Annotated in this window: 16 protein-coding genes; 9 read left to right on the forward strand and 7 right to left on the reverse strand. The window is 67.1% G+C overall.

The genetic code is table 11. The annotated features are described in order from the left end of the window. Window positions 1-110: 110 nt before the first annotated feature. Window positions 111-767 carry a YciC family protein gene (locus K2O50_RS23570; RefSeq protein WP_050707032.1) on the forward strand — a complete coding sequence of 219 codons (657 nt, stop codon included), beginning with the start codon at window positions 111-113 and terminating at the stop codon, window positions 765-767. Between the two features lie 30 nt (window positions 768-797). On the opposite strand, the gene hrpB is transcribed toward K2O50_RS23570, so the two are convergent. Then, window positions 798-3326 carry an ATP-dependent helicase HrpB gene (gene hrpB / locus K2O50_RS23575; RefSeq protein WP_050707033.1) on the reverse strand — a complete coding sequence of 843 codons (2529 nt, stop codon included), beginning with the start codon at window positions 3324-3326 and terminating at the stop codon, window positions 798-800. 119 nt (window positions 3327-3445) lie between these two features. Here hrpB and K2O50_RS23580 point away from each other — a divergent pair, with 119 nt between their 5' ends. Together K2O50_RS23580 and K2O50_RS23585 are read left to right on the forward strand one after the other, a co-directional pair. Beyond that, the gene (locus tag K2O50_RS23580; protein WP_050707034.1) at window positions 3446-3865 is read left to right on the forward strand and encodes a hypothetical protein; all 420 of its coding nucleotides are present in this window, start codon (window positions 3446-3448) and stop codon (window positions 3863-3865) included. A gap of 24 nt (window positions 3866-3889) precedes the next feature. After that, window positions 3890-4759, forward strand: a complete 870-nt coding sequence (locus tag K2O50_RS23585) for a cation diffusion facilitator family transporter (RefSeq protein ID WP_050707035.1) — start codon at window positions 3890-3892, stop codon at window positions 4757-4759. 21 nt (window positions 4760-4780) lie between these two features. On the opposite strand, the gene K2O50_RS23590 is transcribed toward K2O50_RS23585, so the two are convergent. Both K2O50_RS23590 and K2O50_RS23595 read right to left on the reverse strand, forming a co-directional pair. Continuing rightward, the gene (locus tag K2O50_RS23590) at window positions 4781-5608 is read right to left on the reverse strand and encodes a DUF6515 family protein (RefSeq protein WP_050707036.1); all 828 of its coding nucleotides are present in this window, start codon (window positions 5606-5608) and stop codon (window positions 4781-4783) included. 85 nt (window positions 5609-5693) lie between these two features. Beyond that, window positions 5694-6278: a TetR/AcrR family transcriptional regulator gene (locus tag K2O50_RS23595; protein WP_050707037.1), complete on the reverse strand. Its 585-nt coding sequence runs from the start codon at window positions 6276-6278 to the stop codon at window positions 5694-5696. 133 nt (window positions 6279-6411) lie between these two features. On the opposite strand from K2O50_RS23595, the gene K2O50_RS23600 reads away from it, so the two are divergent. The 3 genes from K2O50_RS23600 to K2O50_RS23610 all read left to right on the forward strand — a co-directional run bounded on the left by K2O50_RS23600 (window position 6412) and on the right by K2O50_RS23610 (window position 8663). Continuing rightward, window positions 6412-7617, forward strand: coding sequence for an MFS transporter (locus K2O50_RS23600; protein ID WP_050707038.1), 1206 nt, complete (start codon window positions 6412-6414; stop codon window positions 7615-7617). 312 nt (window positions 7618-7929) lie between these two features. Next, a complete protein-coding gene (locus K2O50_RS23605) occupies window positions 7930-8406 on the forward strand; it encodes an Lrp/AsnC family transcriptional regulator (protein ID WP_011535815.1) in 477 nt (158 codons plus the stop codon). 53 nt (window positions 8407-8459) lie between these two features. Next, window positions 8460-8663 (forward strand): DUF2788 domain-containing protein, encoded by a 204-nt coding sequence (locus K2O50_RS23610; RefSeq protein ID WP_023378567.1) that lies wholly within the window; start codon window positions 8460-8462, stop codon window positions 8661-8663. A 153-nt stretch (window positions 8664-8816) separates the two neighbouring features. On the opposite strand, the gene K2O50_RS23615 is transcribed toward K2O50_RS23610, so the two are convergent. The 4 genes from K2O50_RS23615 to K2O50_RS23630 all read right to left on the reverse strand — a co-directional run bounded on the left by K2O50_RS23615 (window position 8817) and on the right by K2O50_RS23630 (window position 14866). Continuing rightward, window positions 8817-9446, reverse strand: a complete 630-nt coding sequence (locus K2O50_RS23615) for a pseudouridine synthase (protein WP_050707039.1) — start codon at window positions 9444-9446, stop codon at window positions 8817-8819. A gap of 6 nt (window positions 9447-9452) precedes the next feature. Next, complete coding sequence (gene amn, locus K2O50_RS23620; protein ID WP_050707040.1) at window positions 9453-10916, reverse strand: AMP nucleosidase; 1464 nt, start codon at window positions 10914-10916, stop codon at window positions 9453-9455. A gap of 158 nt (window positions 10917-11074) precedes the next feature. Beyond that, on the reverse strand, window positions 11075-12727 hold the full coding sequence (locus K2O50_RS23625; RefSeq protein ID WP_050707041.1) for an acyl-CoA dehydrogenase family protein: 1653 nt from the start codon (window positions 12725-12727) through the stop codon (window positions 11075-11077). Between the two features lie 147 nt (window positions 12728-12874). After that, complete coding sequence (locus K2O50_RS23630) at window positions 12875-14866, reverse strand: hybrid sensor histidine kinase/response regulator (RefSeq protein WP_050707042.1); 1992 nt, start codon at window positions 14864-14866, stop codon at window positions 12875-12877. A gap of 265 nt (window positions 14867-15131) precedes the next feature. Here K2O50_RS23630 and K2O50_RS23635 point away from each other — a divergent pair, with 265 nt between their 5' ends. Genes K2O50_RS23635 through hemL form a run of 3 tightly spaced genes read left to right on the forward strand, consistent with a single transcriptional unit; the run spans window position 15132 to window position 17867 of the window. After that, window positions 15132-15929 (forward strand): hydroxymethylpyrimidine/phosphomethylpyrimidine kinase, encoded by a 798-nt coding sequence (locus K2O50_RS23635; RefSeq protein WP_050707043.1) that lies wholly within the window; start codon window positions 15132-15134, stop codon window positions 15927-15929. A gap of 14 nt (window positions 15930-15943) precedes the next feature. Further along, window positions 15944-16567: a thiamine phosphate synthase gene (gene thiE, locus K2O50_RS23640; protein ID WP_050707044.1), complete on the forward strand. Its 624-nt coding sequence runs from the start codon at window positions 15944-15946 to the stop codon at window positions 16565-16567. Between the two features lie 16 nt (window positions 16568-16583). Next, the gene (hemL, locus tag K2O50_RS23645; protein ID WP_050707045.1) at window positions 16584-17867 is read left to right on the forward strand and encodes a glutamate-1-semialdehyde 2,1-aminomutase; all 1284 of its coding nucleotides are present in this window, start codon (window positions 16584-16586) and stop codon (window positions 17865-17867) included. Window positions 17868-18081 lie beyond the last annotated feature (214 nt).

Consider the following 18081-nt stretch of genomic DNA (forward strand, 5'->3'; position numbering starts at 1 on the left):
GGAGGCCCGGGCGGAACGATTCAATTGTCCGGGCCATGAAACTTTTTTCAGCAAGCGGGCCGACTGGGCTAAAGTTACGCCCTGCTTTTTCTGCCATGCGATGTTGACCGATGAATCCGCTGAGCGTTCTGCGCGACTCCCTGTACTTCTTCCGCCGTCACCTGACGAGCATCCTCCAGCTGTGCCTGCCCTTGGTGGTACTCGAGGCCCTCGGCACACAGCTGCTCTACAGCCAGCTGGGCGAGCAGGCCTCGCCGGCCTATGGCATGCTCGTCAGCCTGCTGTTCTACCCGCTGTACAGCGCCGCGCTGATCCTCTACCTCGACACCCGTAGCAACGGCCAGGACATCGCCAAGCGCGCCCTGTTCGCCCGCGCCCTGCAGTTGTGGCCGATGCTGGCCCTGCTGATCGTGATCAGTTCGCTGCTGATCATGGCGGGCCTGGCGCTGCTCATCTTCCCCGGCGTATGGATCATGGTGAACCTGGTGTTCGCCGAGTACCTGCTGGTGCTGCGCGGCCTGCCGGTGATCGAGTCGATGCGCACCAGTGCGCGCATGACCACCGGGCACTTCCTGCGCATCATGGTCTGCATGCTGTCGGTGCTGGCGCCGCTGTGGCTGATCGACGGCCTGCTGCTGCAGCTGTTCCCCGAGCCGCAGCCCGGCGTGCAACTGGCCCTGGACAGCCTCAGCGGCTTCCTGCAGCTGTTCAGCACCGTGGTGCTGTACCGCCTGTTCATGCTGCTCGAGGGTGAAGCCGGCGCCTGAGGCCGGCATTCCCCCGAGCGAATGCACGGGTCAGGCTTTCCTGGGCTTGGCCCTGGCCGTGGCTTCGGCAACCAGTGGATCGTCCGGCCAGTAGTGCTTGGGATAGCGCCCTTTCAGGTCCTTCTTCACCTCGGCATAGGTGGTGCGCCAGAAGTTGGCCAGGTCCTGGGTCACCTGCACCGGCCGGCGCGCCGGTGACAGCAGGTGCAGTTTGACCTGCTGGCGGCCATTGGCAATGCGCGGGGTGTCGGCCAGGCCGAACAGCTCCTGCAGGCGCACGGCAAGGATCGGTGGCTGCTCGCTGTAGTCCAGGCGAATGCTGGAGCCCGAGGGCACGGCCAGGTGCGATGGCGCCATCTCGTCCAGACGCTGGGGCAGCGGCCAGGGCAGCAGGTTGCGCAGCATCGAAGGCAGGTCCAGGTTGGCGAAATGACTCAGGCGCGACACCTTGCCCAGATAAGGTTGCAACCAGTCCTCCAGGCTGGCGAGCAAGGCGTCGTCGCCAAGGTCGGGCCATTCGCTGTGGCCGTCCTTTTCCAGGTCCAGCTGACGCAACAGGGCGACACGGGCCTGCCACTGGCGCAGTTCCGGGGTCCAGGTCAGCAGGTTCAGGCCCTTGCGCCGCACCAGCCCCAACAATGCCCTGGCCCGTGCGTCGTCATCCAGCCCCGGCAGCGGCTCGCGGCTAAGCACCAGTTCACCGACCTTGCGCTGACGCTCGGCGCGCAGCACCTGTTCACGTTCGTCCCAGTCGAGCAGGTCGAGCTGCTCTACCTGCTCGGCCAGCACACCGTCGAACAGCGCCGGATCGAACTCGGCGGCCAGGTAGATGCGCTCCTCGCGCTGCCCCTGGCGGCTGCCGAGGTCGGCGATCACCAGCCACGGGCTTTTCATCAGAGCATCAGCTTCGGCGAACAGCGCCGCCCGGCCATTGGCCAGGCGGTACTCGGCGCCGCCTTCGCGACGCTGCTGCGCCACCCGGTCGGGGTAGGCCAGCGCCAGCACGGCGCCCAGCCAGCGGGGATGATCGGGGTCGGCGACTGGGCTGCGCGGTTTGCCACGCAACTGGCCGCGATACTGCCGGGCCAGTTGCCGGGCGCGCTGCACGCCGCCCTGCCCGCCACGGGAGGCACGGCTTTCACCGCTGAGCAGCGCCAGCCGGCTGTGCAGGTCGGCACCGCCGCCGCGCAGGATGTCGCGCTCGCCCAGCAACGCGGCGACATCGCAGGCCATGTCGGCCAATCCGAGGTCCTGCCCGCGCAGCAGCAGATGGGCGATGCGCGGATGCGCAGGCAACTCGGCCATGGCCTGGCCATGGACGCTCAGGTTGTCGCGGCAGCCGGGCTTGAAGGCACCGAGCCGGGCCAGCAGGTCCTGAGCCTGGCCGTAGGCGGCCGCCGGTGGCTGGTCGAGCCAGCTGAGCTGCTCCGGCGGCACGCCCCAGCGTGCCAGTTGCAGGGCCAGCCCGGCCAGGTCGGCCTGGAGGATCTCGGCGCTGCCATGGGCCGCCAACTGATCGTGTTGCGCCTCGGACCACAGTCGATAGCACACGCCGGGCTCGAGGCGCCCGGCTCGTCCGGCACGCTGGGTGGCGCTGGCGCGGGAAATGCGCTGGGTGTCCAGGCGGGTCATGCCACTGCCGGGATCGAAGCGCGGCACCCGCGCCAGACCTGCGTCGATCACCACGCGCACACCGTCGATGGTCAGGCTGGTTTCGGCGATATTGGTGGCCAGCACCACCTTACGCTGGCCCTTGGGCGCCGGCTCGATGGCGGCTCGCTGGGCGCTCAGGTCAAGCTCGCCGTGCAGCGGGCAGAGCAGGACGTCCGGACGCACGCCCACGGCCTCCTGCAGCGCCTGGTGCACACGGCGGATCTCGGCCTGCCCGGGGAGGAACACCAGCAGGCTGCCGGACTCGTCGGCCAAGGCCTGGAGCACGCAGTCGACCACGCGCGGCTCGACGAACTCGCCAGGCTGCCAGGGCCGGCTCCAGCGGATCTCCACCGGATGCATGCGCCCCTGACTGCTGATGATCGGCGCGTCGTCGAGCAGGCGCGACAGCCGCTCGCCCTCCAGCGTCGCCGACATCAGCAGGATCTTCAGTGGCGACTCGTCGCGCAACAGCGCCCGGCCGTTGAGGCTCAGGGCCAGGGCCAGGTCGGCATCCAGACTGCGTTCGTGGAACTCGTCGAAGATCAGCAGCCCCACGCCATCCAGCGCAGGATCCGCCTGCAGGCGGCGGGTGAGGATGCCCTCGGTGACCACTTCGATGCGCGAGTTCGGGCCGACCTTGCTGTCCAGGCGGATGCGGTAGCCCACGGTTTCGCCGACCTTCTCGCCCAGTTCGCTGGCCAGGCGTTCGGCGGCGGCGCGGGCGGCCAGGCGCCGGGGCTCGAGCATGAGGATGGTCTGTCCTTGCAGCCAGGGCTCAGCGAGCAAGGCCAGTGGCACGCGGGTGGTCTTGCCGGCGCCGGGCGGCGCCTCGAGCACCGCTTCGTCACGTTCGGCCAGGGCCTGGCGCAGGTCGGACAGTACGGCATCGATCGGTAATGAAATCATGGTGGTCCTCGAACAATCGACCGAGTATAACGGCGAACCGAGGCTGCCCTATCATGGTCTTAAGCTCAGGCGCAGGCCATTGCCGCGCCGTTGTTCGTCGTTTTCTTCCGGAGATTCACATGCGCATCCCTTCCCGCGTCATCGGTGGCGCCCTCATCGCCACCCTGCTGACCCAGTTGACGGCCTGCGGCACCCTGTTCTACCCCGACCGTCGCGGCCAGATCGAAGGCAAGATCGATCCGGTGGTCGCAGCGTTGGATGCCATCGGTATCCTGTTCTATGTCATTCCCGGCCTGATCGCCTTCGGCATCGACTTCGCCACCGGCGCCATCTACTACCCCGGGGGCACCACGGCCCATGTCGACCCGGCCAAGCTCAAGCCGGCGATCAATGCCGATGGCCAGGTCGACCGGACCAAGCTGCAGGCTATCCTTGAAAGCGAACTGGGCCAGCGCCTGCCGCTGAACGACCCGCGGCTGATCCAGCACCGCGGCAGCGTCGAGCAACTGGCCAGCTACGGCCTGGTACCCGCTGCCTGACCTGATTCGGACGATCTCCTGCGCATGACCGCCACCGCCGAACACCAACGCCTGTTGCGCCTGGCCACTCGCGCCTCGCTGAGCGTCGCCTGCATCCTGGTGCTGAGCAAGGCCGTGGCCTGGTGGCTGAGCGGCTCGGTCAGCCTGCTGGCCGGGCTGACCGACTCGGCGCTGGATGCCGCCGCCTCCTTCCTCAACCTGCTGGCGGTGCATTACGCGCTGCGCCCGGCCGATGACGACCACCGCTTCGGCCACGGCAAGGCCGAAGCCCTGGCCGGCATGGCCCAGGCGCTGTTCATAGGGGTCAGCGCGGTGCTGATCGGGGTGCAGGCGGTGGAGCGGCTGAAGTCGCCGGAGCCCTTGGGCGACACTGCCGCCGGCATCGCGGTGATGCTGCTGTCATTGGCGCTGACCGTGGCGCTGCTGGCGTTCCAGCGCAAGGTCATCCGCCTGACCGGCTCCACCGCCGTGCGCGCGGACTCGCTGCACTACCGCTCCGACCTGCTGCTCAACGCCAGCATCCTGCTGGCGCTGCTGCTCGCCCGCTTCGGCTGGCCGCAGCTCGACGCCCTGTTCGGCCTGGGGATTGCCCTGTACATCCTGTGGAGCGCGCTACAGATCGCCCGCGAGAGCACGGCGATCCTGATGGACAAGGAGCTGCCCGCCGATATCGGCGAGCGCATGCTCGAAGTGGTGCTGGCGATTCCCGGGGTGAAGGGGGTGCATGACCTGCGCACGCGGGTATCCGGCAGCCAGTGGTTCGTCCAACTGCATCTGGAGCTGCCCGGCGACATGCCGCTACATGCCGCCCATGAGCTGTGCGTGCAGGCCTCGCAGGTCATTCGCCAGCGCTATCCACGGGCCGATGTAATGGTTCACGCCGACCCGGTGTAGCCCGTTATCGCGAATGCCCCGTCAATTGACGCTGTAGCCGCGCCCGCTCAGGCAAGCGCCCAACGCCCTTCGATAGTTGTCCGTCACATTGGCCGGCGGCGCATAGCTGGCGGTCGCCGGATCGAAGCCCGACTGGCTCACCGCCCAGCGATGGCATTGATAGCGGTCCTGCTCCTGCTGCTCCGGCCCCTGGCCGTACATCGGATAGGCGATCACATCGTAGCCGCTGCCCTGCTGCGGCATTGGCGCCGGCGCCACCGTGGGCGGATTGACCACCACGTACTCGCGGCTGTCGGCCTGGTACTGGTAATACGTGTCGGCCACCAGGAAGAACAGCGCACCGCTCAACCACACCTCACGGGCATAGGGCGGCAGGTAGCCGACCCGCACACCGTAGGGCGGCGTGACTACCACGTAGCCGCCGCGATGGGGCCGGTACCAGTAGCCACCAGAGTAGAAATAGTCCTGCCCGCGGTACGGCACTTTCCAGTAGCGATCCGGGAAGCGGTCGACGGTATGCCCGGGGTGGTACTGCGGCCCTGGCCCCCAGCCATTGCCATGCCCATCGGGCCGGCCTGACCAGTCGCCACCGGGGCGCTGACCCGGACCGCCCGCTTCCCAGTAACGGTTGTCGCCGTAGCGACGGGGAATGTCCTGGTAGTAGCCCTGGCGTGGCGGTTGCGTCTGGCGCACTTCGTCACGTGAATTGAGCGGCGATCCACGCCGTTCGCCACCGCCTTGCTCCTGCTGACCGCCATGCCCTTCTCCAGGCCCTTCGGCCAGGGCGCCCAGGCTGATGCCCAGGCCCAGCAAACCAACACCTGCCAATCGCCAGATGCGCGAACTCATGTTGTTCCTCTCGATGAAAACGCTCGCCTTTACCATTCGCAGTCTACTCCGCGGACCGCGACCGGCAGATGAAATAGCCGACAGCCTAGCGCGCCAACAGGCCGCGCAGCAGCAGCTCTAGCGCACCCAGTGCCTGACCGAGCCGCGCGTCACCGTCCTCGCCTTGGGCGATCCAGAATGCCGCTTCCGACAGGCTGCCATGCACCAGCGCCGCCAGCGCCCAAGGATCGGCCTCGGCTACCACGCCCTGTTGGACCAGCCTCGCCAGCATCCGCTGCAACGACGCGATGCAATACTGCTGCGCCTCGGGCGAAGCGGCGCCCAGCACGGCCCGCGCATCGCGCAGGACGATGCGCTGGATCTCCGGCTCGCGGGCCATGCGCAGGTACGCCTGGCAGCGCTGACAGAAGCCTTGCCAAGGGTCATCGCTGGATTCGGAGATGGCCAGCAGGCGCGCATCCATCTCACCGTCGATCTGCGCCACCACGGCCGCCAGCAGGCCCTGTTTGTCGCCGAAATGGTGGTACAGCGCGCCGCGGGTCAGCCCGGCGCGGGCGGTCAGATCGTCCATGGACGTCTGTGCGTAACCCTGCTCGCCTAGCACTTGACGAGCCATCGCCAGCAAGGCGGCACGGGTTTCTTCCATTTCGGCGCGGGTGCGGCGAACCATGGCCTCTCCTTTACGTACACTTCGTATGAATATTTACATTCACCGCGTATGAATATTTAATCATACGCACTGTACGTATTATTCACGCCCCGCCCAGCCAGCGGCAAGCGGGCCGCCTCAAGGAGGAAGCAGCATGTCCAACCCCTACGCCCAGTTGTTCATCCCCGCAGGTACCCGCGCCTTTACCCTGGCCGGGCTGCTGGCACGGCTGCCATTGCCGATGACCGGGATCGGCATCATCACCCTGCTCGCGCAATGGCGCGGCAACTATGCCCTGGCCGGAGCGGTGTCGGCCTGCTTCGTGCTGACCTATGCCCTGCTGTCGCCGCAGGTCTCGCGCCTGGTGGACCGCCTGGGCCAGCGCCGGGTGCTGCCGCTGGCCGGCCTGCTGAGCGTGCTCGGACTGCTGTTGATGGCGGCCTGCGCCTGGCTGCGCGGCCCCGACTGGCTGCTGTTCGTCGCCGCCCTGCTGGCCGGGTGCATGCCCAGCATGTCGGCCATGGTCCGCGCCCGCTGGACCCACCTGTATCGCGGCCAACCCCAACTGCAGACCGCCTACTCGCTGGAAACCGTGCTCGACGAAGTCAGCTTCATCGCCGGGCCACCCCTGGCGGTCGGGCTTAGCGTGGCGCTATGCCCTCAGGCCGGGCTGCTGGCCGCCGCCGCGCTGCTGTTGCTGGGCACTGCGGCACTGGCGATGCAGACCGCCAGCGAACCACCACCGGCAGCTGTCGACGCACCGTTGGCAAGTGGCCTGCCGGTATGGCGGCTGCCGACCGTGCGTCAACTGACCTTGCTGATGGTGGCAATGGGCATGATTGTCGGCACGGTGGACATCGCCACTGTCGCCTTCGCCAGCGAACAAGGGCAGCCGGCCGCCGCCAGCCTGGTGCTGTCGGCCTATGCTTTGGGTTCCTGTGCCTCGGGGCTGCTGTTCGGCACCCTGCGCTGGCGACTGCCGCTGCCCCGCCAGTTGCTGCTCGGCGCACTGGCCACCCTGCTCGCTACCCTGCCGTTGCTCATGGTCGACAACCTCGCCCTGCTGGCCGCGGCAGTGTTGCTGGCCGGGGTGTTCTTCGCCCCGACCATGATAGTGGCCATGGCCCTGGTGGAGCGCAACGTGCCCGAGCGCCAGCTGACCGAGGGCCTGACCTGGCTGCTGGCCGGCCTGAATGTCGGCGTGGCCATCGGCGCGGCAGGCGCCGGCCAGTGGGTGGACGCCACGACAGCGCGCAGCGGATTCGTGATTGCCGTGGCGGGCGGGCTGCTGGTGCTGCTGGCGGCGCTGGCAGTGGTTGGCCGCCGCAAGGCCTCACTCATTCAGCCTGCGGCGCAATAAAAAAGGGAGGCCTTGCGGCCTCCCTTTGGGAATTGTCGTCCGTGCTCGGCGCTTGTGGCACCGGCTCACCTCGCGCCGTCTTCTGGACAGTGCGTAGCCCGGGGGCCTGGCGGATCCTGTTGGATGGCTGGCCGCGACCGCCCGCCTAGGGCGCGTCGCCGTGGACTGATGTCCGGGCAGTGATTCTGGTGATAAAGATAGGCCAGCCGCCGGGGCAGAGGATTGCGAAGATTGCTCTGATAAATAGCGCTTGCGCAATTTTTCACTCAGGATCGATAATTCGCAGCAATCTGAACAGAAAAGGCCCTTTCCATGAGCAAGCTCGACCGCTACGACCTGAGCATCCTCGCCGAATTGCAGCGCGATGCGCGCATCTCCAACCAGGAACTGGCCGAACGCATCGGCCTGTCGCCTTCCCCATGCTCACGTCGGGTCAAGCAGCTCGAGGACGACGGCTACATCTCGCGCCAGGTGGCCCTGCTGGATCGCAAGAAGCTCGGCCTGAGCCTGACCGCCTATGTGCTGATCGGCATGGACCGGCACACGCCCGAGCGCTTCGAGACCTTCGAGGCGGCGATCCGCAGCCTGCCCCAGGTGCTCGAGTGCAGCCTGGTCACCGGGATGGACGCCGACTACCAGCTCAAGGTGGTGGTGCCGGACATGGACCACTACCAGAAGCTGCTGCTGGGCAGCCTGACCCGTATCGAAGGGGTGACCAGCGTGCGCTCGAGCTTCGTGCTCAACCAGGTGCTGGCCAGCACCGAGCTGCCATTGACCCACCTGCGTTGAATCCTTGCACGTGCGGCGTATGATCGGGGGCTCAATCTGCCTGGAGTGAACTGATGGATCCCGCAGTATTCGAAGAATGGATGATGATCGTCCTGGTCACCGTGCTGATCGGTTTCATGGGCTTCATCGTCTGGGACCTGGCGAAGAAGTCCAAGGCCGGGCGCTTTGGCACGCTGATCCTGTTCTTTGTGCTGGGCCTGGGCGTGCTGGCGTTCATCATCAAGAGCGTGGTGGTGGGGTTTCTCGAAGGGGTGTAGCGGCCTGCAACTCTACTTCCTTGTAGGAGCGGCCTTGTGCCGCGAAAGGGCTGCAAAGCAGCCCCAGATTTCAGCATCAAGGCAGAAATTCCCGGGGCCGCTACGCGGCCCTTTCGCGGCACAAGGCCGCTCCTACAGGGGGACGCGTGCGGCTCAAAGCTTCGCCGGCACTTCGCGCCAGCAGCCCTGCTCCAGCCCTTCGATTGTCCAGTCACCGATCCGAACCCGCACCAGGCGCAAAGTCGGCAAGCCAACCGCCGCCGTCATCCGCCGCACCTGGCGATTGCGACCTTCACGGATCACCAGCTCCAGCCAGGCAGTCGGCACGCTCTTGCGAAAACGCACAGGCGGATTGCGCGGCCACAGCTCGGGCTCCTCAAGCAGGCGCGCCTGGGCCGGCAACGTCAGCCCGTCGTTGAGCTCGACGCCGTCACGCAGGCGCTTTAGCTGCTCTTCGCTCGGCTCTCCCTCAACCTGTACCCAGTAGGTCTTGGCCAGCTTGTGCTTCGGGTCGGCGATACGCGCCTGCAGGCGCCCGTCGTTGGTCAGCAACAGCAGGCCTTCGCTGTCGCGGTCCAGGCGCCCGGCCGGATAGATGCCGGGAATGTCGATGAAGTCCTTGAGCGTGGCCCGCCCCTCGCCGTCGCTGAACTGGGTGAGCACATCGAACGGCTTGTTGAACAGGATCAGGCGCGGTTCGGCCGGCGGCGCCTTGGGCTGGCGACGCGGGCCGGTGGGCCGCGCCGCAGGGCGGCGCGGTGTGCTACGGGGTGGCAGGGGCATGGATCCTCAGCGGAACGGCGGCTCATCGAAGCTGCGCAGTTTACGCGAGTGCAGCGAGTTGAGCTCGGTGCGCAGCAGGTCGAGGGCGGCGATGCCGATCTTCAGGTGCTGGCTGACCGCGCGGTTGTAGAAGGCGTTGGCCGAGCCGGGCAGCTTGATCTCGCTGTGCAGTGGCTTGTCGGAGACACACAGCAAGGTGCCGTACGGCACGCGCAGGCGGTAGCCCTGGGCCGCGATGGTGCCGCTCTCCATGTCCACCGCCACGGCGCGGGACAGGTTGATCAACGGACGTTCCTGGGCCCAGCGCAGTTCCCAGTTGCGGTCGTCATAGGTGAGCACGGTGCCGGTGCGCAGGCGCTTCTTGAGCTGCTCGCCGCGCTCGCCGGTGACCTGCGCGGCCGCCTCCTGCAACGCCAGCTGCACCTCGGCCAGGGCCGGGATCGGGATGTTCGGCGGCACCACGCGGTCTAGGATGCCGTCGCGGCGCATGTAGGCGTGGGCCAGCACGTAGTCGCCGATGGTCTGCGACTGGCGCAGGCCGCCGCAGTGGCCGATCATCAGCCAGCAGTGCGGGCGCAGCACCGCCAGGTGGTCGGTGATGTTCTTGGCGTTGGACGGGCCGACGCCGATATTGACCAGGGTCACGCCATCGCCGTCGGCGGCGATCAGGTGGTAGGCCGGCATCTGGTAGCGGTGCCAGACCACGCTGGCGACCAGGGCCTGGGCCTCGCCGTTGTCCATGCCCTTCTCGATGACCACGTTGCCCGGCAGGACCATGCGCACGAAGCGTGGGTCCTCGCGCAGCTGCTCAAGGCCATGGGCGATGAACTGGTCGACGTAGCGGTGGTAGTTGGTGAGAAGGATCCACGGCTGCATGTGCCGCCAGTCGCTGCCGGTGTAGTGCACCAGGCGGCGCAGGGAGAAGTCCACACGGGCGGCGTCGAACAGCGCCAGCGGCAGGGTCTCGGCACTTTCCCAGTCGTAGAGGCCATCGGCGGTGTTATCGGTGGCCGCCGACAGGTCGGTGCTGGGGAACACCCGCGCCAGCTGCGCGGCGGTGATGCCGCTGCCCGCCAGCTCATCGCCCTGGTCGACCACATAGGGGTACGGGATGTTCTGCTCGCTGACGCCGACTTCCACGGTCACGGTGTAGTCGTGCATCAACGGGCGCAGTTGCTCGAGCAGGTAGCCACGGAACGCTGCCGGCTGGGTGACGGTGACGCTGTAGGTGCCGTCCACCTGGACCTTGGCGTAGGCGCGGGTGGTGGCGGCGACTTCGCCTTGGCTGGAGTAGGTTAGGCGCAGGGCCGGGTAGCGGAACAACGCGCGTTCCTCGTCACCCGGCTCGGTACGGTCCTTGAGATAGCGCTTGAGGGCCTGGCTCAGGGCCCCGGTGGCCTGTTCATGCAAGGCCGCCAGACGGTCGACGGCCTGTTCGGGGGTATCAACGACTACAAACGCTTGGCTCACGCTGGGCTTCCTGTCTTATGGAATGCATGACAACCATCTTGCCTGCGTTGCTGGGTAAAAACACCCCCGAGAATCGGCACTGAGCCTTTCGCGGGGCAAGCCCGCTCCCACGCAACATACGTGACGGGGCGTGGGAGCGGGCTTGCCCCGCGATGGCATTATCCGGCCCAGGCAGGCGTGGCCCTGGCCACCAGCGCCTCGACATCCACCCCGCGCGGCAATGCGCCATACACCCGCCCGCCGCCGCCCAGCCGGCTGCCGATAAACGCATCGCTCACCGTGGCGTTGCCCGCCTCAAGCAGCAGCTTGGCCTGCAGCGCCACGGCGATGTCCTCGGTCAGCTGCCGGGCGCGGTACTGGATATCGCCGGTATCGGCGAAGGCACCCTTGAGGTTACCGATGAACGCCGCCAGCCGCGGATCCCCATGGCCGTCTCCCAACTCACAGAACAGCGCCTCGAGCACGCCCGGCTCCTTCGACAACGCGCGCAGCACGTCCAGGCACTGCACGTTGCCCGAGCCCTCCCAGGTGGAGTTGACCGGCGCCTCGCGGTACAGCCGCGGCAGGATGCTGTCCTCGACGTAACCGGCGCCGCCCAGGCACTCGGCGGCCTCGTTGATCATCCCGGGGGCGCGCTTGCAGATCCAGTACTTGCCCACGGCCGTGACCAGCCGGGCGAAGTGTGCCTGCTGAGGGTCATCGAGGCGGTCCAGGGCCTGGCCCATGCGCAAGCTCAGGGCCAGGGCCGCCTCGCTTTCCAGGGCCAGGTCGGCGAGCACGTTCTGCATCAGCGGCTGCTCGGCCAGCACGCGCCCGCCGACCTTGCGGTGGGCGCAGTGGTGCGCGGCCTGGGTCAGGGCCTGGCGCATCAGGGCGCTGGAGCCGACCATGCAGTCGAAGCGGGTCATGGCCACCATCTCGATGATGGTCGGCACGCCGCGCCCCTCCTCGCCGATCATCCAGGCCAGGGCACCGCGGAACTCCACCTCGCTGGAGGCGTTGGAACAGTTGCCCAGCTTGTTCTTCAGGCGCTGGATGTAGAACTGGTTGCGGTTGTCATCGGGCCGGTGGCGCGGCAGCAGGAAGCAGCTCAGGCCCTTGTCGGTCTGGGCCAGGGTGAGGAAGGCGTCGCACATGGGCGCCGAACAGAACCACTTGTGCCCCACCAGCTCATAGGGCTGGCCCGGGCCGGGCGTGCCCACCGGGTAGGCGCGGGTGGTGTTGGCGCGAACATCGGTGCCGCCCTGCTTTTCGGTCATGGCCATGCCGATGGTGACACCGGCCTTGTGTCGGTCACCGACGTTGCGCGGGTCGTATTCGCGAGCCAGGATCTTCGGCAGCCAGTAGCCAGCAAGCTCGGGTTGCAGGCGCAGGGCCGGCACGGCGGCGAAGGTCATGGTCAGCGGGCAGCCGGTGCCGGCTTCGGCCTGGCTGTGCAGGTAGGTCATCGAGGCCCGCGCCACGTGGGCGCCGTCCCGTGGCTCGGCCCAGGGCAGCGAAGGCAGGCCGTGCTCGACGGCGGTGCGCATCAACTGGTGATAGGCGGGATGAAACTCCACCAGGTCGATGCGGTGGCCGTAGCGGTCATGGCTGCTGAACTCGGGCTTGTGGGCATTGGCCAGGAAACCCGCGGCCATCAACGGACCACCGGCCAGGGCACCGTAGGCGTCGATCCGCGACTCGGCCCAGCCGGCGCCGAACCGCCGTGACCACTCCTGCAGGGGCTGGTCGAGGCGATACAGGTTGGCGCCGTCCAGGGACGGCGGCTGGTTGGTGACTTCGTGGGTTTCAGCGAACTGGTGCAGGTTCATCGGCGGCCTCCTGGATCCGGTCATGCCTGGATAACCCAGTGAAGCACCGCAGGCCCTCGAGTCAAAGTGACAAAACGGACTACATGGGGGCGCTTCGCGCCCTGATCGTGGGGCAAGCCCGCTCCCACGGGTACCGCGACGGGTCCGTCAGAAGCGCTCCAGCCCCGAGGCTGCACGCGCCGGTGGTACCTGCACCTGCGCCACGGCAAGGGCCAGAGTCAGCTCGAAGCGGCTGCCCAGGCCCGGCGTCGACTCGTGGGACAGCTGCGCACCGATCAACTCACCCAGCTGCCGGCAGATCGACAGGCCGATGCCCAGCCCGCCGTAGCGCCGGGTCATCGAGCCGTCCACCTGGAAGAAGCGCTGGCACAGCACCGCCTGGTCCAGGTCATCGAAGCCGATGCCGCTGTCACTGACCGTGAGGCTCAGGACCAGGCTGTCCGGCCCGGTGCGCCGGCCACGGGCCTGCACGGTGACGCCCCCCTGGTGGGTGAACTTCAGCCCGTTGTCCACCAGGCAGGCGAGGCAGCGGGCAAGCTTCTGCGCATCACCGACCAGACTGTCGGGCAGGTCGGCGGGGATGTCCAGGCTCAGGTACAGGCCCTTGGCCAGCGCCTGGCTGGCATAGCCGGCACGCAGTTCCTGAAGCAGGCGTCGCAGGCTGAACGCCATGCCCTGGTTGCGCAGGCGCCCGGCCTGCAATTCGGTAAGGATGAGGATGTCGTCGACCATCGACATCATGTCCTGGGCAGAGCCGGTGGCGGTGCGGTGGTACTGGGCCTGCTCGGCGCTCATGGGCAGGGTGTGCAGCAGCTCCAGCGAACCGATCACACCGTTCATCGGCGTGCGCAGTTCATGGGTCACGGTGGCCAGGAACTCGTCCTTGAGCCGGTTGCTGCGCGCCAGCTGCAGGTTCAGTTGCTCCAGCGTGCGCCCGGTTTCGCGCAGGGTCTGCGCCTGCTGCTCGCGCAGGCTGTTGATACGGTCGGCCAGGGCCAGCGACAGCAACGCCACTTCCAGGGCCGAGCCCAACTGGCTGGCATACATGGTGATGAACACGTTGGGCAGGTAACCCAGCACCATCAGCGTGTTGACCAGCCCGCCAGCGAGGAAGGCGGTCCAGGCGATGATGAACCAGCGCGCCACGCGCAATCCGCGCCACCAGGCATAGAGCCCGGCGCTGAAGATACTGACGGTGAACAGCAGCGCCAGCACCGTGGCCATGCGCAGCGCCACACCGTAGCGCAAGGTCACTGCCAGCACCATTACCAGCGCGCCGCCAGCCATCAAGCCCTTGAGCAGGCGGTCGAAGCCCCGGCTGAGGCTGCCAAGTTGCAGGAAGTGGCGGGCGAACTGGCAGCCGAACAGCCCGGCGGCACCGATGAACAGCGGGGTGGCGGCGTTGGCCCACCACGGGCTGTCCGGCCAGAAATAGGCAATGCCGGCGCCGTTGACCGAGACCTGGTAGAGACCGAACGAAGCGATATAAAGGATGTAGTACAGGTAGCTGACATCACGCACGCTGAGGTAGATGAACAGGTTGTACACCAGCATCACCAGCAGCACGCCGTAGATCATGCCCAGCACATAAAGCCGGGTGGGCTGGTCTTCCAGGTAGGCCTCGGCCGACCACAATGTCAGCGGCGCCTGGATCGAGCCCTGGCTGTGCAGACGCAGGTAGGCGGTGGTCGCCTGGCCGGGCTGCAGCGGCAACTCGAACAGGTAGTTGTTCTGGCGGATCTCCCGGCTGGCATAGGGCAGCGCGTCACCGGTGCGCCGGGCCAGGCGATAGGTGCCCTGCGCGTCCGGCAGGTAGAGTTCCAGGTGATCCAGCGGCGGGTAGGCAAGCTCCAGCAGCCATTGGCGTGGCGCGGCCGATGGGACGGCGGCATAGGCTAGATCGACCCGCAGCCAGAATACCGAGGTGGAGTAGCCGGCATTGAGCACTTCCTCCTGATGCGCCTGGAAGCGCCCGGTGAACGCCGCGGAACTGACCTGGGCAATGCTGGCGCTACCATCGTGGTCTTCATAGACCTGCATGTACCGACCCAGCGGCAGGCGTCCGGTGGCGTCGTCGAATTCGACCGCTCCGGCCAGCATGGGCAAGCAGCCCAGAAGCACAATCAGCAAATAGCGCATACAGCCCCAGCATGGCCTGTGCGGTCGCGTCGCGGTTGCCTCCCATCCCTTTGAGACGACGTGATCCGGCAGAACCCATTTATCGAGTTATCCGAGCACTCTAGCATAGCCTCCAGCACTGGCCAGCAGCCACCTTGAATTTGCATGTAGAGGCTCTAGAACGCATGCTTCAGAATATACAGCCAGTTCAACCTGACCACTTGATCAGCAATTCTCTCGCCGCGAGCGAACCGCAGAAAAAGGTTTGGTGATAAGCTCGCCGACCATGAATACCTACAGCTCCCGCCCCGTTGTCCTCTGTCTCTCCGGCCACGACCCCAGTGGTGGCGCCGGGCTGCAGGCAGATATCGAAGCCCTGATCGCCCAGGGCTGTCACGCCGCGCCGGCCGTGACCGCCCTGACCGTGCAGGATACCGTCAACGTTTCCGACTTCCGCGTGCTCGACCGCGAGTGGGTCCTGGCCCAGGCCAACGCCGTGCTGGCCGACTCCACGGTGGCCGCGGTGAAGCTGGGCATGCTCGGCTCGATCGAGATGGTCGACACCATCGCCGAACTACTCGCCGCCCATCCGCACCTGCCACTGGTCTGCGACCCGGTGCTGCGCGCCGGCGGCGGCGGTCGCCTGGGCAAGGACGAGGTCGGCTACGCGCTGCGCGAACGCCTGCTGCCGCTGGCCACCATCGCCACGCCGAACCTGCCGGAGGCGCGTATCCTGGCGGAACTGCCTGAAGGCACGGCGGACGAGTGCGCCGAGAAGCTGCTGCCGTTCTGTAGACACCTGCTGATCACCGGCGGTCACGGCGACGAAGTGGAAATCCACAACCGCCTGTACAGCCGCGACGGCCAGCAACACACCTGGACCTGCCAGCGCCTGCCGGGCAGCTACCACGGCTCGGGCTGCACCCTGGCCAGCGCCCTGGCCGGTCGCCTGGCCCTGGGCGAGCACCTGGAGAGCGCCGTGCGCAGCGCCCTGGACTACACCTGGCGGACCCTGCGCGACGCCGAGCAACTGGGCAAGGGCCAGTACGTGCCGCGCCGCCTGCCCCTGGATTTCTGTTCCTGACTCGAGGCCATCCGATGACGCTCCGCGGTCTGTATGCCATCACCGACAGCCAGCTGCTCGCCGGCCGTTTCCTGAGCCATGTCGAGGCAGCACTCAAAGGCGGTGTCTGCCTGCTGCAGTACCGCGACAAGAGCGACGACGCCGGACGTCGCCTGCGCGAAGCTGAAGCGCTGGCGAAGCTCTGCGAACGCTACGGCACCCAGCTGATCATCAACGACGACGCCGAACTGGCTGCACGCCTGGGCGTCGGCGTGCACCTGGGCCAGACCGACGGTCCGCTCACCCCGGCACGCGCCCTGCTCGGCCGCCAGGCGATCATCGGCTCGACCTGCCACGCCAGCCTCGACCTCGCGCAACAGGCCGCCAGCGAAGGCGCCAGCTATGTCGCCTTCGGTCGCTTCTTCAATTCCGTCACCAAACCGGGCGCGCCCGCCGCCAACGTCGAACTGCTGGAGCAGGCCCGCGCCCAGGTCAAGCTGCCGATCGCCGTGATCGGCGGCATCACCCTTGACAACGCCGCCCCGCTGGTCGCCCATGGCGCCGACCTGCTGGCGGTGATCCACGGCCTGTTCGGTGCCGACAGCGCGCAGGAAGTCACCCGCCGCGCCCGCGCCTTCAACGCCCTGTTCGTTTCCTGATTTCGAGAGAAGATCCATGTCCCGTTCCGAAGCCCTGTTCGCCCAAGCCCAGAAACACATCCCCGGCGGCGTCAACTCGCCGGTGCGCGCATTCAAGAGCGTCGGTGGCACGCCGCTGTTCTTCAAGCACGCCGAAGGCGCCTACGTCATCGACGAGGATGACAAGCGCTATGTCGACTATGTCGGTTCCTGGGGCCCGATGATCCTCGGCCACGGCCACCCCGATGTGCTGGATGCCGTGCGCCGGCAGCTCGAGCACGGCCTGTCCTACGGCGCGCCTACCGCCATGGAAACCGAGATGGCCGACCTGGTCTGCTCGATCGTGCCGTCGATGGAGATGGTGCGCATGGTCAGCTCCGGCACCGAAGCCACCATGAGCGCCATTCGCCTGGCCCGTGGCTACACCGGCCGCGACGCCATCATCAAGTTCGAGGGCTGCTACCACGGTCACTCCGACAGCCTGCTGGTCAAGGCCGGCTCCGGCCTGCTGACCCAGGGTGTGCCGAGTTCGGCCGGGGTGCCGGCGGACTTCGCCAAGCACACCTTGACCCTGCCGTTCAACGATATCGCCGCCGTCGAGAAGACCCTCGCCGACGTTGGCCAGAGCGTCGCCTGCATCATCGTCGAGCCGGTGGCCGGCAACATGAACTGCGTACCACCGGCGCCGGGCTTCCTCGAAGGCCTGCGCACCCTGTGCGACAAGCATGGCGTGGTGCTGATCTTCGATGAAGTGATGACCGGTTTCCGTGTGTCGCTGGGTGGCGCCCAGGGCCACTACGGCATCACCCCGGACCTGTCGACCTTCGGCAAGATCGTCGGTGGCGGCATGCCGGTCGGCTGCTTCGGCGGCAAGCGCGAGATCATGGGCTGCATCGCCCCGCTGGGCCCGGTCTACCAGGCCGGCACCCTGTCGGGCAACCCGCTGGCGATGGCCGCGGGCCTGACCACCCTGAAGCTGATCAGCCGCCCGGGCTTCCATGACGAGCTGAGCGCCTTCACCAGCCGCATGCTCGATGGCCTGCAACAGCGCGCCGATGCCGCCGGCATCCCGTTCGTCACCACCCAGGCGGGCGCCATGTTCGGCCTGTACTTCAGCGGCGCCGACGACATCGTCACCTTCGACGACGTGATGGCCAGCGACGCCGAGCGCTTCAAGCGCTTCTTCCACCTGATGCTCGAAGGCGGCGTGTACCTGGCACCAAGCGCCTTCGAGGCCGGCTTCACCTCCATCGCCCATGGCGACAAGGAGCTGCAGATTACCCTGGATGCGGCCGAGCGGGCGTTCGCCAAGCTGAAGTAAGGGTGTTCCATCGCGGGGCAAGCCCGCTCCCACGCCATAACGACATGCGTGGGAGCGGGCTTGCCCCGCGATGGGGCCGCCACAGGCGACAAATGAGCAAAGCGATAACCGCGTCACACCCTTGCACTGCTCACCGCGTTGTAGAAATCTGAGTAAAACTTTGTAAGGTAGGCGCTGCTTATCCCATAATGTGCCACCAGAGACATTGGCCGTA

The sequence above is a fragment of the Pseudomonas sp. 2hn genome (assembly GCF_019646095.1).
Classification (GTDB): domain Bacteria; phylum Pseudomonadota; class Gammaproteobacteria; order Pseudomonadales; family Pseudomonadaceae; genus Aquipseudomonas; species Aquipseudomonas peradeniyensis.

Coding starts and splice junctions, on each gene's coding strand:
- K2O50_RS23570 (WP_050707032.1), top strand. CDS start 111: ATGAATCCGCTGAGCGTTCTGCGCGACTCCCTGTACTTCTTCCGCCGT.
- hrpB (WP_050707033.1), bottom strand. CDS start 3,326: ATGATTTCATTACCGATCGATGCCGTACTGTCCGACCTGCGCCAGGCC.
- K2O50_RS23580 (WP_050707034.1), top strand. CDS start 3,446: ATGCGCATCCCTTCCCGCGTCATCGGTGGCGCCCTCATCGCCACCCTG.
- K2O50_RS23585 (WP_050707035.1), top strand. CDS start 3,890: ATGACCGCCACCGCCGAACACCAACGCCTGTTGCGCCTGGCCACTCGC.
- K2O50_RS23590 (WP_050707036.1), bottom strand. CDS start 5,608: ATGAGTTCGCGCATCTGGCGATTGGCAGGTGTTGGTTTGCTGGGCCTG.
- K2O50_RS23595 (WP_050707037.1), bottom strand. CDS start 6,278: ATGGTTCGCCGCACCCGCGCCGAAATGGAAGAAACCCGTGCCGCCTTG.
- K2O50_RS23600 (WP_050707038.1), top strand. CDS start 6,412: ATGTCCAACCCCTACGCCCAGTTGTTCATCCCCGCAGGTACCCGCGCC.
- K2O50_RS23605 (WP_011535815.1), top strand. CDS start 7,930: ATGAGCAAGCTCGACCGCTACGACCTGAGCATCCTCGCCGAATTGCAG.
- K2O50_RS23610 (WP_023378567.1), top strand. CDS start 8,460: ATGGATCCCGCAGTATTCGAAGAATGGATGATGATCGTCCTGGTCACC.
- K2O50_RS23615 (WP_050707039.1), bottom strand. CDS start 9,446: ATGCCCCTGCCACCCCGTAGCACACCGCGCCGCCCTGCGGCGCGGCCC.
- K2O50_RS23625 (WP_050707041.1), bottom strand. CDS start 12,727: ATGAACCTGCACCAGTTCGCTGAAACCCACGAAGTCACCAACCAGCCG.
- K2O50_RS23630 (WP_050707042.1), bottom strand. CDS start 14,866: ATGCGCTATTTGCTGATTGTGCTTCTGGGCTGCTTGCCCATGCTGGCC.
- K2O50_RS23635 (WP_050707043.1), top strand. CDS start 15,132: ATGAATACCTACAGCTCCCGCCCCGTTGTCCTCTGTCTCTCCGGCCAC.
- thiE (WP_050707044.1), top strand. CDS start 15,944: ATGACGCTCCGCGGTCTGTATGCCATCACCGACAGCCAGCTGCTCGCC.
- hemL (WP_050707045.1), top strand. CDS start 16,584: ATGTCCCGTTCCGAAGCCCTGTTCGCCCAAGCCCAGAAACACATCCCC.